The organism is Streptomyces sp. NBC_00568, from assembly GCF_026341855.1.
Taxonomy (GTDB): domain Bacteria; phylum Actinomycetota; class Actinomycetes; order Streptomycetales; family Streptomycetaceae; genus Streptomyces.
The window spans coordinates 181,582-194,852 of record NZ_JAPENW010000002.1 but is presented as its reverse complement, the minus strand read 5'-3'; the positions used below and the strand labels follow the sequence as shown (position 1 = coordinate 194,852).

The window sequence follows — 13,271 nt, the reverse complement described above, 5'->3', positions numbered from 1 at the left end:
GGAGAACCATGGACGGCCTGCGCCGGCACAAGAGCATGTTCCTGTTGCCGGGACTGCTCACCCTCTTTCTGATCATCATTTTCCCGCTTCTGTTCACCATCCGCGTCAGCTTCTCCGGCTGGAACGTCAGCAACCCTCAGATGGACTTCATCGGAGGCGCCAACTACACGGCGATGCTGCATGACAGCCGCTTCTGGGAATCCATCACCCGGCTGATCCTGCTCGCGGGCGGCACGGTCCTGATCCAGTACGTCATCGGGTTCGGTATGGCCCTGCTGGTCTGGCGCGAGGCACGCGGCCGCAGACTGTGGCGGGTGCTCTTTCTCGTCCCCATGATGACCACGCCCGTCGTGATGGCCGCCATCTGGCAGACGATCTTCCATGAGTCCCTGGGGCCGGCGAACGACCTGCTGGGGATGCTGGGCCTGACAAGAATTCCCTGGCTCACCGAGTCGGGCCCGGCGCTGGTTGCGCTGATGACCGTCGAGGTCTGGCAGTGGACCCCCTTCATGTTCCTGTTGCTGTTGGCCGGGTTGCTCAGCCTTCCCAAGGAACCGTTCATGGCCGCGGCGATCGACGGCGCCAGCACCTGGCGCACCTTCTGGAAAGTGACCTTCCCGCTGATGGCACCCGTCTCGGTCGCCGCGGTCATCATCCGGCTGATCGAGGCGTCCAAACTCTCCGACAGCGTCTACGTACTGACATCCGGCGGGCCGGGGTCCTCCACGGAGACCCCGGGCTATTACCTCTACATCCAGGGGCTCCGCGATCAGCAGACCGGCTACGGCGGGGCGATGTCCCTGACCTACCTCGTCCTCATGATCGCCACGCTTACGGCCGTTGCCGCCCTGCTCACCAGGGCCCTCAAGCTGAAGGGGGACTCATGAGGTCGCACCTTTATCCCGTCTTCAAGTACACCGTGATCGCACTGTGGGCATGCTTCGTCGCCGGACCGTTCTTCTGGGCGATGACGACCAGCTTCAAGAGCGCCAACGCCGTCCAGGGCGGTCCCACCTACATACCCTGGGTGCAGTACAAGCCCACGCTCACCGGGTGGCGCAACATCTTCGGCGGAGCCGGCGGAATCGATGTGGTCGATCCCTTCATCAACAGCGCGATCATCACCATCGCCGCGTCCGCCATCAGCCTGGCCCTGGGGTCTCTCGCCGCCTACGCGCTGTCCCGGTACCGGTTCAAGCTCGGCTTCATCAAGAACAGCGACATCGTCTTCTTCTTCGTCTCCCAACGGATCATGCCGCCGGTCGTCCTGGTGATCCCGTTCTTCTACCTCCTGCAGTGGGGCGGCCTCCTGGACAGCATCCTGGGCCTGGTCATCGTGACAGTCGCGCTGCTGCTGCCTATCGCGGTGTGGGTGATGGTGGACTTCTTCAACGGCATCCCCCGGGAGATCGACGAGATGGCGATGCTGGACGGCTGCCCCCCGTTCCAGACCTTCGTACGGGCGATCCTGCCGAACTCTCTGCCCGGACTGACCGTGGCGGCGATGTTCTGCGCCGTGTTCGGCTGGAACGACTTCTTCTTCGCCTTCCGGCTGACCTTCACCGAGGTCCAGACACTGCCCCAGGCGGTCGTCGCCCTCAACTCCTCCATTCCACCGTGGTGGACGCTGTCCGCCGCCGCGCTCTTCGGCGTGGCACCGCTGATCCTGCTCGCCCTGTGGGTGGAGCGCCTCCTGTCCAAAGGGAACCTGTCGGGAGCGGTCCGATGAACCTCAACGCCTCTGATCTGTGCCTGACCGTCGACGGCGTCGACCACCTCAAAAACGTGACCGCGACCTTCCAGCCGGGACGCCTCCACACCGTCATCGGCCGCACCATGGCCGGGAAGACGACGCTGCTGCGGGCCTTGGCCGGCCTGCAGAAAGTGGACTCCGGCTCCCTGACCCGTGCAGGAGCAGACTTCCTCAAGACGCCCGTGTGGCGGCGCGACACTGCCATGGTCTACCAGCAGTTCATCAACTATCCGCATCTCAACGTGTTCGGCAACGTGGCCTTCCCGCTCAAGCGGGCCGGGCTGTCACGGGACGCGATCCAGCAACGCGTCCGGCAGAGCCTGGCGAGCGTGGGGCTTGCGGACTTCGAGAAGCGCAAGCCCTCCCAGCTTTCCGGCGGCCAGCAGCAGCGCGTCGCAATGGCTCGCGCCCTGGCCCGGGATACTGGCATCCTCCTGCTCGACGAGCCACTCGCCAACCTGGACTACAAGCTGCGCGAGCAGCTGCGCGACGAGTTGAAGGCCCTCTTCTCGGACCAGGGCGACACGATCGTCATCTACACGACCACCGAACCCGCCGAGGCGATGATGCTCGGCGACGTGGTCCTGGTCATGCACGAGGGGCGCATCCTCCAGACCGGCACCCCGCAGGAGGTCTACGAACACCCGGCTACCACCACGGTGGCGTCAATCATCAACGACCCGCCCATGAACATCTTCAAGGGCCGGCTCGAGGGCGGCCAGGTCACGGTGGCCGGCTTCCAGGCCACGCACGTCTCCGCACACCTGGCCGACCTGGACGACGGCGCCTACCAGTTCGGGCTGCGCGCCACCGACGTCAGCCTGGCGTCCAGCGGGGTCGAGGGCGAGGTCACCTTTGTGGAGATCTCCGGCTCCGAGACCTTCGTCCATGTGGTCGTCGGTGAGACCCCCTTCGTCGTACAGATCGAAGGCATCCACGATGTCGCCCTCGGCGACCTGGTCAGACTCCGGCTCCGTCCCGACCGGCTGTTCGCCTTCGACGAGCAGGGGACGCTCGTGCGGACACCTTCATACGATCTCGCTTCAGCGGAAGGGCGTTGACATGGCGCAGTTGGACATCGTCGACGTCGGGCACGCGTACGCGCCGGGCGCCGAGCAGGAACGGTGGGCCCTCAAGCCGCTGAAGCTGACCTTCGAATCCGGCAAGACCTATGCGCTGGTCGGACCCTCGGGCTGCGGCAAGACGACGCTGCTGAACATCCTTTCCGGCCTGGTCAGACCATCCCGGGGACAGGTGCTGTTCGACGGCGTCGACGTCACCGCCCTGCCCACGAAGGCGCGCAATATCGCCCAGGTCTTCCAGTTCCCCGTCATCTACAAGTCAATGACGGTCTACGAGAACCTCGCCTTCCCGCTGCAGTGCCGGCGCTGGGACAAGACGAGGATCGACGCCAAGGTGCAGCAGGTCGCCGAGGCCCTGGACCTGCACGACCGGCTGCGGCACCCCGCTCGCGGACTCACCGCCGACGACAAGCAGCTGATCTCACTCGGCCGCGGCCTTGTCCGTGACGACGTGGCCGCCGTCCTGATGGACGAGCCACTCACCGTGATCGACCCACAGCTGAAGCACTCGCTGCGGCGCAAGATCCGTGAGATCACCGAACAGTTCCAGCCCACGGTGATCTATGTGACCCACGACCAGTACGAGGCGATGAGCTTCGCGCAGGAATTGCTGGTCATGAAGGATGGCCGCGCTGTGCAGCAGGGCACCCCCGAGCAGCTCTTCGAGGCGCCCTCCTCCACGTACGTCGGCTACTTCATCGGCTCACCGGCGATGAACTTCCTGACCGTGGACCGGACCGGCGGGCGCTTCACGCTGTGCGGCCGAACGCTGTCCGCTGCCTGGGACATCATCTCGCAGAGCACGACCGAGGTGCAGGTCGGCGTCCGTCCCGAATACGTCAAGGTCGTCAGGGACCCCGGCCCCAACACCTTCCCCGGCCGGCTGCGGGGCGTCAGCGACCACGGCGCACAGCGCGTGCTCGAGGTCGAGGTCGCAGGGCAACTCGTCAGAGTCAAGACGCCGCGGGAGGAGGGAGTCCCTGTCGGCGAGGAGGTCCTCGTGCACCTGCCGCGCGCCAAGGTCCTTCCGTACGCGGACGGTCAGCTGGTACTGCGATCGTAACGAGTGCTTCGGGCGGCCAGCCGCAAGGCGACTCTGCGAGCGGGTGGTCGACGAGCCGCTCCAGAAAGGTGTCGGGCTGGCGACGAGCGCGCTCGGGCAGGCGACAGTCACGGTCTTCGCGAGAGTCTTCGTCTGACCGACCGGCACATGGGCCCTGGTCTCACCGACAGACAGTCTGCCGCACTCCGGGCGGCCGTACAGAAGGAGCTAGCGGGCCACCGCCACGAGAGGAGAATGAGGCGCTGAAGCTGTTCACCGAACGCTTCGAAGAGCACCGCAACGAGAAGCGGCGCCGCTGGCAGTAACTGGAGCAGGCCGCGCCCGCCAGCCATTCGCCGGCAGTCTGATCGGCTCAATTTCTCGCCGCGCCGTCGCCGCCCCACCAGGCTCGCTGGTTTGGGGAAAGCAATGGGGCCCGGCTGTGTGCCGGGCCCCATCTTTTCGTAGCGGGGACAGGATTTGAACCTGCGACCTCTGGGTTATGAGCCCAGCGAGCTACCGAGCTGCTCCACCCCGCGGCGGTGCTGTCACTCTACACAGCGTCCCGTGCGAGGCGGTGCGGTGGGTGGCGGGGCTCAGCCGCGGACGATGTTCTCGGCCTGCGGGCCCTTCTGGCCCTGGGTCACGTCGAACGTGACGGATTCTCCCTCAACCAGCTCCCGGAAGCCGTTGCCGGCGATGTTGGAGTAGTGGGCGAAGACGTCCGGTCCGTCGCCGGTCTGCTCGATGAAGCCGAAACCCTTTTCGGCGTTGAACCACTTCACAGTGCCGCTGGCCATGCTGTTGTCCTTCACTTCTTGCCGGACTTGCCGGCTGGTTCGTGTACGGGACGTCCGCAACCGGACGGTCCCGGCGTCCGTTCTACCCCGGAGGCGACTCGGGTTTCCAGCTTGACGCCGGCCGTGCGTGCCGCGCATTGGCCTGGCCTGCATTGCTGGGCTACCTTCTGGCCTCTGTGTACCGGTAGCCGGCGGCTACTTCCCCTTGGCAGCTTCCTTGAGCTTGGAGCCGGCCGAGACCTTGACGCTGTAGCCGGCCGGGATTTCGAGCGGCTCGCCGGTCTGCGGGTTGCGCGCGGTACGCGCGGCGCGGTGGGTGCGCTCGAAGCTGAGGAAGCCCGGAATGGTCACCTTCTCGTCGCCCTTGGCAACGACATCGCCAACCGTCTCCGCGAGGGCGGTCAGGACGGCGTCAGCGTCCTTGCGGGTCACCTCGGCTCGCTCGGCCAGGGCTGCCACCAGTTCACTGCGGTTCATGCGATGTTCTCCAATATCTTTGAATCGCCCGCGCTGCATCGTGCAGGCTGGTCAAGCCGATCCTGCCACCGGCCACCGACAATGAGAGTCGGAGCACTCGGGCTGGGCCCGAAGCGCGCCGTCAGGCTATAGCCACTCATCCGGGTGGTGCCGTGCCGGTGCCGCCCGCTCCCGGCGGGGCGTTCTGCTGGATGAGGGACGTGGCCCGAGGCGGGCCACGCCATCACCAGCAACCAGGCGCCCAGCGACGTGTATCCGCTCATTCCCACTCTGGTCCTCACCGAGTCCCTGCTTGGACCGGCTGACCAATGACAGCCACCAGGTGATCACGAACGGACCCAGCTACCGGCCCAATAAGCGCTCCAAGAACCCCAGCGACAGGCCCTGACCGACCTGATCCATCGCGCGCAGGAGCGTTGATACGGCTGGCCAAGGGTCCGTCGGCGCTCCTGCCTCATTGTCCTTGCCGCATGAGAGGCTGCCTGGCGGCACCAGGACATGGATGGAGTGCTGGCGGGATGGGTTTTGAGGGCGAAGTCTGGCGACTGATGCGGCAGGAGGATCTGCTCGGCGAGATCGTGATCGACGAGGCCGACTTTCCATGGCTGAACGGCCGCTTCGTTCCAACGCCGATGTTCGGCGAGGTGAGGCCGTGGTTCGACGAGTCTCCGGCTCTGATGGAGGCGGAGGAGTACGAGCGGTTCGAGGACTCCTACGACCGGATCGCGGGCACCTTGTCGCTGGTGGCCCCGTCAGGTCCGGTCGCGGAGTTCCTTCTGCACATCACTGACGATCGTGCTTGGTTCAGGTGGATTGACGAACCGTTCGATGATGCCTGAGCCCGCCAGCCTCGGGGGAATTGCGTGACCACAGCACCTGGGGAATTACGGCCCTCGTCGACAGAGGCCCATGATGAGGCGGTCTCAGGCTCCGGGCACGTTGGGCCCGGGAGGCTCTCGCTTGCCCGGGCATGCGTCGGAGACGGCGCCGCCGGACGTGTGAGGTGGTCCCGCCGGATGTACGGGAACATGCGTGGGTGGTGACGGGGTGTTCAGAGAGGGTGGGGGCAATGGGAAGTCGTCTGGTGCTGGGGGTTTGTGCGGTGGTGCTGTCGGCAGGGGCCACGGCGTGCGGTGGCGGCGGGACAGCGCCGAGCGGGACGAACTCCGTCGGCGAGGCCGCTGTGTCCAGTCAGTCCCAGGACTGCACGAGGACGGTCACGGCCGCGGACAAGCTCTGGGTCGACTCGGGACAGGTCACGGACGATACGGAGAGCCAGGAGCGCAATGAGCGGGGCCGTGATTTCGCTGCCTCCTACCTCGGCGCTCCGGAGATGCAAATCTTCCTGAAGGCGGGCAGTGACGGCGTCAACGCCATCAACGCCGGGGCGACGGTCACGGAGGGTATCGCAGCAGCTTCAAGGCGCGCCCGTGTCGATTGCGCTACCGCATATCCGGACTAGCGCAGCGTGCATCCAAGGAACTGCCTGATGAGGCCTGCCGCGTTGGCTGTAGACCGGACAGGCGCAGGGGAGAACGCTCACTGGGCAAGGTGTGTCTGCGCGGTCGTTACGGCGTGGGCGCTGTGCGGGATTCCTTGGTTGCCGGGGCCGGCTGGGTGGCGGTGTCGGCGACGGTGTTGTTGACGTAGGCGCGGGCGGCGACCATGACGTCGCGCGCGTGGCCGTCGGCGATGCACTGGGCTGGCGCCATGTCTTCGAGCTGAGGGTTCATTCCGATCATCCAGGCGCGTGCGATGTAGACGCTTTCGGACTGCTGGATGACGTTGAAGATCTGGATGGCGTCGCGGAGTCTGGCTTCTGCGGCAGCACGGGGGGCGGCGGCGCCGGTGGCCCAGCGTCCGACCTGCTTGGGGTCGCTGATTCCGGCGATGCGTGCGGTCAGTCGCTGGCCGAGGTTGTCCTGCAGGAAACGCGCGATGTCAGCGATGGTGGTGCTGACGGCGACGATGTGGGCGCGTTCAACGCTCGTGGCGTTGGGGCTGGCGATGGGTGCAGGCATAGGTGTGTCTCCCTGGTGGACCTGGCCGTGCGCGGTGGTGCTGAGCGGTCGCACGTCAGGCGCTGGGTGGCGCGGGCGCCGGATGGTGGATGAGCCACGGAGGTGGTTGTGGCTGGGGCGCGCTTGTGGGGACGAGAGGTGAGGAAGCGCGGCCTCGGGTGCTTCGCTGTCAGCTCTGGCGCTGCCGGTCGGGGTGGATCCGGTGCGCGGGCGTCCGAAGTGCGAGCGGGGGCAGCCGGTCCGGGGAGGGCGGACGGCTGCGGGGGAGGGGTGCTGCCTGCTGGGAGCATGCGTGAATCGGCGTGAATGATGGGTCCGGTAAGCCGTCCCGATGCTTCGTCATGACGCTTGCCCCTTCCTTGGTGGTATTGGAAGAGTACCCAGTTAGGTAGGTCAACTCTACCGCTTTGCCTCTGATTTGAAGAATCGTCATATGCCAGTTCTGGCGGCGATCCGCCACGGAAACCGGGAGCTGAGCTGCGGATTTACAGGGCAGCGTGCTGGCTGAGGCGGGAACCGGCCTAGGTGATGGTGGCTGATTTCCACCCGCCAGGGCTAACCTTTTCCGGTGGCGTTCAGGTAGGTTTTCGGATACTTCCGTGGTGGTTTCACATCACTCTGAGTCCGTACTCACGGGCCACCGCCTGCAGGGGTTCGGCCTCCGGGTAGACGTAGGACGACTCCAGGATGGCGAGAGGAGCGGCGTACTCGAACAGGGCCCAGCACTGGCGCATCGCGTAGGTGGACCGGTAGGCGATGCCGTGGATGCGCGGCGCGGCCTCGGGCGTCTGCTGCTCGAGGGCCCATTGGGTGATGGCGCGGGTCAGGCGCCGGTTGCGGCCCCGCATGTGCTTGCCGGTCAGCTCGGGATCGTCGACGCCGAGTTCCTCGAAGCGGCCCCGCAGTTCCTTCGTCAGCACGCGCTGGGTGGTGTCGTCGTCGACGTCTAAGAAGACCAACGGCTTGGGCACGGCTAAGCGCAGCAGGGTGCGCTTGGCGGTCCAGTCGCGGACGATCACGCCGGGGGCCGGCTGGCCGGCCTGCTGCCAGGGCTCCTCGACGTCGCCGCGCAGTTCGGGGCTGACCTGCAGGGCGACGAGTTCCTCGGCGAAGCAGGCGTCCTGGGTGGAGGCGCAGTACAGGACGCTGCAGCGGGTGCTGCTCCACCGGTTTCCGGCCCGGCTGGTGGCGTCCTCGGGGCGCAGCCGGTCGTAGGTCAGCCCGCTGCCCTGTTTGTCCAGCCGCCACACTCCCGCTTCGGGCGGGTGGATGAGTCGGACGTCGGGTGCCGGCTGCGTGCTCATGTCCTGTGCTCCGTTGATCGGTCCGTTCAGGGTCCTGAACGGGGTTGGCCCGCCGGTGGGATACCGACGGGCCGGGCCTGTCTGGTCGGGGAGGCCGCTGGGGCCGTGCTGCGCCGATCCTGTCTGTGGGCAGGCGATCATTCTTGTGGGGGCCGCGGCCGGGGGAGAGCGGGTTGGGCAAGCGGGCGGGGGGCGCATGAAGCATCCAGGGGGGCGCACACGGTTGTGGCGGGGTCGTGCTCAGTGCACGAGGGCGCGGTGGCCGAGGTCGAGTTGGGTGACGAGGATGCCGGCATCGCTGCTGAGGGAGAGCTGCACGCCGTGGCCGGTGCTCTGCGTGGTGGCGTCGAGGCGGGTGACGGGTGCGCCGGTGGCCAGGGTGAGGATGCAGCGAGTGCTGGCTGCGTGCCAGATGCGGACCAGTCCGTCGCGTGCGGCGGCGGCGACGTAGGCGTGCTGGCCGGTGGAGAACGCAGTGAGGGCGTCGATGGGACCAGTCGCTCCGGCGAGCTGCTGGTCCAGGCTCTGGTGGGTGTGCAGGCTCCACAGGCGTACGGGGCCCTGGTCGCCGCCTGTGGCGAGGAAGGGCGGCAGTGATTCGGTGGCCTCGGGGTGGAGTGCGAGCGCGCTGATCAGGCCCTGGTCGCAGCGCAGTTCTGCGGTGCATCGCTCGCTCTGCTGCGGGTCCCACAGGCGGGCGATGCCGTCGGTTCCTCCGGTGGCCAGCCAGAGCTGTCCGTCCCGGTCTGCGGCGGCGGTGACCGTTTTGATGCTGCGGGGCTGGGGGTGCCAGGTGCGCAGCAGGGTGGCGGTGTCCAGGTCCCACAGGCGTGTGCGGTAGTCGTCTCCGGCTGCCAGGAGCAGGGCCGGGCCCTGCGGGGTGCGGCAGGCCGTCATGGTGGCGGTGCGGGCTTCGCTGTCGGCGATGACGGTGGTGGTGCGGCCGGTTGCGGGGTCCCAGCCGTGGATGGCGTGGGTGGTGTCGGACCACAGCAGCAGCGGTGTCTGGGCGGCGCGTTCGGCCCAGGTCACGGCAAGGACGGGGGCGCCGGCCGGGACGGGTGTGCGGCTACCTGTGTGCAGGTCCCATACGTCGATGCCGGTCGGCTCGGGGCTGGCGGCGAGAGGGGCGGCGTCGGCGGTGAGGAGGGCCGCGGCCGCGGGGCGGGTGGGCCGTTCGGCGCTTGCGCCTGCCAGCGCGTGGCGCAGCAGGTCGGCGGGCCACTGGCGCAGGGTTGTGTCGGTGGCGGCGGAGATGAGGGCCTGCGGGGTGGCGCGGTCGGTGTCCTGGGCGAGGGCGGTCAGTGCGGTCACGGCGGACCAGTGTCCGGTCAGCTGTCCGGTGGTGCCGGCGGCGGGATCCCACAGCAGGATGTGGGATCCGCGGGCTGCGGCGACGATCTGGCGGTCTTCGAGGGTGAGGGTGATGAGGTCTTTGACGGGTTCGCCGTGGCCCGGCACAGTGTCGGGCAGCTGTCCGTGGGTGGCGGACCAGGTGGTGATGGTTCCGTCGGCGTGGCCGCAGTAGAAGCTGCCCGGCTCGCTGCCGACGGCCAGGGCACGGGCAGGAACGGCCAGCGGGTGGGTGTGGATGTGTTCGCCGGGGCTGGTGTGGAGGGTGAGCTGGTGGGTGGCGTGCACGATGCGGCGCACGCCGTGCTCGTCGACGAGGGTGGCCACGGCGCCCTTGAGGGCCGGCTCTTCGGTGTGGCGCAGCTGCGGCCGGCCGGGCGGTATCCATTGGGTGAGTTCGCTGCGGCCGTTGACGCTCCAGATGGTGAGGCGGCCGCCCTGGTCGTAGTGGGAGGCGGTGTCGTCGATCCAGGTGGTGTCGGTGAGGTGGTCGAGGTGGGTGTGGTGGCGGGCGTCCCACAGCCGCAGCGTGCCGTCGGTGCTCGCCGAGATCAGGTAGCGGCCGCCTTCACGGTCCGGTCCGGTGGTGTGCAGGTGGCGTACTTCGCCGGTGTGGGCGTTCTGCGCGGCCGTGAACTGGGTGGTGTGCAGGTCGAGGAAGTGGATGCTGCCGTCCGTGGTGCCGGCGGCCAGGTGCGGGCCGCTGTGGCCGGCCGCAGGCAGGACGCTCAGGCTGACGGCGGGCGAGGGCAGCATCGCCAGGACGTTGGAGGCCGGATGCCAGTCGGCCCACAGCACCGTCAGCGGGCCGTCGCCCAGTGCGGCGGCCTCGTCGCCGGGCAGCCGGGAGCGGGGGGTGCGGGCGTGGTGCAGGGCAGTGTGGGCGAGGCGGAGGCTGCTGATGCGGGAGGGCAGATCGGCGTCGCGCAGGTAGGGTTCGACAACCGACCAGGCAGTGAGCCAGTGCCGCGGTCCGGGGGAGGGGCTGGACTGCAGCAGGCCGCGGATGCCGCCGCCGGTGTCCCAGGCCAGAGCCTGGGGCGGGACACGGGCGTCGTCGAGAACGCCGCCGAGCTGGGCGTGGCGGGCAAGGTGGCGGCGTGCGTAGGGGGGCGGCGGTGTGCCGTCCGTCGTGGTGCTCAGGGTCGCGAGCGCTTGGGCGATGCGGGCGTGGATGGCGTGTTCGCCGGTTCCGTCGTCGTGCAGGGCGTGTTCCCGCGCGGCGTCGTGGTTGGTCACCTGGTGCCCTTCAGGTCCGCGGGCCAGCGGCGCAGGATCTGAGCCAGCTGTTCGTGCGCCGGTCGGTAGACCACGCGGTCGTCTTCGTGGTCGGTGGTGAGATACCCCGCCAGCGGGCTCTTCAGAAGGCGGCTGATCTTCTCGTCGGGGTGTTGCAGGGGCATTTGGAGCACGGCTTCGGCGAGCGCGGGCCAAACAGTCCCCCATGCGACCCCCCGGCCCTGGGCGAATGCGGTTGCGCGCAGCAGCCCGAGGGCTTCGGTGGCGGACAGGCCGTCTTCGCGTTCGAGTTTGTGAAGCTCGCTTCTGAGCAGGCCTGCGATGCCGATGCTGAGGCTGTCGAGCCAGGTCCGGCTGCGCAGCAGGCGCGGCCCGAGGTCTTTGTGCGCTCGAAGCTGGTCGACGGCCAGGCGTGCGTTGAGGAAGGAGCCGTGCGCGTGGTCGCTGATCGTCAGGGCGGCTTCGGCGCGTGCGGCGTCGCTCCAGTGAGGCTGGCCCTTGAGCAGGGCTTTGACGTAGGCACGGATGTCGGCGTCGGGGTTTTCGTCGCTGCGCAGGATTTCGGCGTCGGGGAACCGATCGGTGATCTCCGCCAGGAGGTCACCGACCGGGGCAACCGTGCCGGCACCGGCGGGGGCCGTTGGTGTGCTGCGGCGGGTACTGCGTACGCCGAGCAGCAGGCGCACGGTGCGTGCCTGCGTGCGGCCGGTCCCGGGGCGGGGGCCCGGCACGAACGCCGCGTCCGAGGGCAGGGGGGAGGTGATGGCAGCGGCGGGGTCGTGGCTGCGGGTCGCCGGGACGAAGGGGGCGAGCACCGCGGCGATGAACTGGCCAGGCTCGTAGGCCTCGTCGAGGGAGTCGATGACCACCGTGACCGGGTCGCCCGGGCCGAGAAGGAAGTCCTCCAGCGCCTGCTGCCACGCGCTGATGTCGGCGCCTTCGGGCGGGGCGGGGCAGCCGAGCTCCGCGGTGAGCTGGCGCAGGGCGTCTGCCGCGCTGCGATGGCGGGCGGACAGTGCGGCGGTGACGGCGCCCACGGCAGGGATGGTGTCCGGGCGGCAGCGCAGGGCGCTGGCGTAGCGGTCGCAGTCGCGAAAGACCCGGGCGCTCATCGTCACCAGACGCCCCAGCAGCGCGGATTTGCCGGTGCCGGCGCTGCCGGCAACGATTTTGACGCCGACCGGTTCCCGCAGGAACGACACCAGCTGCAGGTTCAGCTGTTCACGGCCGGAGAAGTACCAGCCCCCGTCTGCCTGGTCCAGACGCCCGCTGGCCTTCTCCATCCAGTACTCGAGCTGGCGGTAAGAGGCGGCCACGTCCTGCAAGCCGGGCTCGGCAACCGCAGGTTCGGGCCGGTACCCGGGGTTGGGTAGGGCGAGGGAGACCTTGTGCTGCCAGCGGGTCAGCAGCATTTCGGGCACGCTGATCTGCTCGGACACCTTGCGGGGCTGCCGGCGCCGGGGCCGCTCCGCCTCCAGGGACTCGGCAGCGTTGTGCAAGAGGAGCGTGAACTCACTCATCTTCAGATGGGGCCGGGCAATCTGTTCGCTGGTGGTGACGAGCTGGTGGGCACGCCGCAGCAGCCTGGCCAGCTCCGCGCCCAGGACAGGACGTCCCTGCACGGCCGTGCCCAGCACGTTCAACACCGCACTGTCCTTGCGGTCTTCGTCCAGCTCGCCCTGCAGCGAGATCAGTTCACTGCCGACGGCCGACGACTCGCACATGTTCAGGATGACCAGGACGTGCTGAGCAAGGGAGTCCAGCGCGGCATAGGCGATGTGTGCCGTCGGTACGGCGGTCGCCAGCAGGCGGCGGTCCGAGGTCGTCGGCAGCTTCAGATAGTGCCGGGCAGAAGCGGAGAACAGGCCGTGCGCGCTGACGAACAGAACCAGCGGCAGCTCCGGACCGGTCTCCCTCAGCCTGCTCCGGTCCAGGAACGACTCCACGTCGGAGCGGGTGGCAAGCGGCGTGCCGTCGGGATTCTCGGACAGCTGCCAGCCAAACCGGCCCTCCCCGTCCGGCCACCACAAGCGCAGGGCATCCAGCTGCTCCTCCAGAGCGGCATCGAACCGGACGTCACCGTCCGGGACCGTCAGACCCACCAGCCTCCCAGCGACATGCCCCGCCGGCAGGTCCGCCGACTCAGGGACGCCCGGCTCAGCAGCAACTGCCACAACTTGGCCCTGTTGCTCGCTCATCT

The 13,271-nt window shown here is 68.3% G+C and carries 12 protein-coding genes and 1 tRNA gene; 6 read left to right on the top strand and 7 right to left on the bottom strand.

Going from position 1 to position 13,271, the window contains the following annotated elements; all coding sequences use genetic code 11:
• The first annotated feature begins 8 nt into the window (after positions 1-8).
• Genes OOK38_RS33205 through OOK38_RS33190 form a run of 4 tightly spaced genes read left to right on the top strand, consistent with a single transcriptional unit; the run spans position 9 to position 3,898 of the window.
• Positions 9-887 carry a carbohydrate ABC transporter permease gene (locus tag OOK38_RS33205; protein ID WP_266849702.1) on the top strand — a complete coding sequence of 293 codons (879 nt, stop codon included), beginning with the start codon at positions 9-11 and terminating at the stop codon, positions 885-887.
• The gene (locus tag OOK38_RS33200) at positions 884-1,729 is read left to right on the top strand and encodes a carbohydrate ABC transporter permease (RefSeq protein ID WP_266849701.1); all 846 of its coding nucleotides are present in this window, start codon (positions 884-886) and stop codon (positions 1,727-1,729) included. The genes OOK38_RS33205 and OOK38_RS33200 overlap by 4 nt, the downstream gene beginning before the upstream one ends.
• A complete protein-coding gene (locus OOK38_RS33195) occupies positions 1,726-2,814 on the top strand; it encodes an ABC transporter ATP-binding protein (RefSeq protein WP_266849700.1) in 1,089 nt (362 codons plus the stop codon). Before OOK38_RS33200 ends, OOK38_RS33195 begins: the two co-directional genes overlap by 4 nt.
• Before the next feature lies 1 nt (position 2,815).
• The gene (locus OOK38_RS33190) at positions 2,816-3,898 is read left to right on the top strand and encodes an ABC transporter ATP-binding protein (protein ID WP_266849699.1); all 1,083 of its coding nucleotides are present in this window, start codon (positions 2,816-2,818) and stop codon (positions 3,896-3,898) included.
• Between the two features lie 444 nt (positions 3,899-4,342).
• Here OOK38_RS33190 and OOK38_RS33185 read toward each other — a convergent pair.
• From OOK38_RS33185 to OOK38_RS33175, 3 genes are all read right to left on the bottom strand, one after another.
• A tRNA-Met gene (locus OOK38_RS33185) sits at positions 4,343-4,416 on the bottom strand.
• 57 nt (positions 4,417-4,473) lie between these two features.
• Positions 4,474-4,677, bottom strand: a complete 204-nt coding sequence (locus tag OOK38_RS33180) for a cold-shock protein (protein WP_266849698.1) — start codon at positions 4,675-4,677, stop codon at positions 4,474-4,476.
• Between the two features lie 195 nt (positions 4,678-4,872).
• Positions 4,873-5,154, bottom strand: a complete 282-nt coding sequence (locus OOK38_RS33175) for an HU family DNA-binding protein (protein WP_266849697.1) — start codon at positions 5,152-5,154, stop codon at positions 4,873-4,875.
• Between the two features lie 518 nt (positions 5,155-5,672).
• Between OOK38_RS33175 and OOK38_RS33165 the strand changes: the two genes are divergently transcribed.
• Positions 5,673-5,993, top strand: a complete 321-nt coding sequence (locus OOK38_RS33165; protein ID WP_266849696.1) for a hypothetical protein — start codon at positions 5,673-5,675, stop codon at positions 5,991-5,993.
• A gap of 230 nt (positions 5,994-6,223) precedes the next feature.
• A complete protein-coding gene (locus OOK38_RS33160) occupies positions 6,224-6,616 on the top strand; it encodes a hypothetical protein (protein WP_266849695.1) in 393 nt (130 codons plus the stop codon).
• A 106-nt stretch (positions 6,617-6,722) separates the two neighbouring features.
• On the opposite strand, the gene OOK38_RS33155 is transcribed toward OOK38_RS33160, so the two are convergent.
• From OOK38_RS33155 to OOK38_RS33140, 4 genes are all read right to left on the bottom strand, one after another.
• Positions 6,723-7,175: an XRE family transcriptional regulator gene (locus OOK38_RS33155; RefSeq protein WP_266849694.1), complete on the bottom strand. Its 453-nt coding sequence runs from the start codon at positions 7,173-7,175 to the stop codon at positions 6,723-6,725.
• 608 nt (positions 7,176-7,783) lie between these two features.
• On the bottom strand, positions 7,784-8,479 hold the full coding sequence (locus OOK38_RS33150; protein ID WP_266849693.1) for an RES family NAD+ phosphorylase: 696 nt from the start codon (positions 8,477-8,479) through the stop codon (positions 7,784-7,786).
• Between the two features lie 240 nt (positions 8,480-8,719).
• Entirely contained in the window at positions 8,720-11,071 is a 2,352-nt protein-coding gene (locus tag OOK38_RS33145; protein WP_266849692.1) for a WD40 repeat domain-containing protein, read from the bottom strand.
• The gene (locus OOK38_RS33140; protein WP_266849691.1) at positions 11,068-13,269 is read right to left on the bottom strand and encodes an AAA family ATPase; all 2,202 of its coding nucleotides are present in this window, start codon (positions 13,267-13,269) and stop codon (positions 11,068-11,070) included. Before OOK38_RS33140 ends, OOK38_RS33145 begins: the two co-directional genes overlap by 4 nt.
• Between the last annotated feature and the right edge of the window lie 2 nt (positions 13,270-13,271).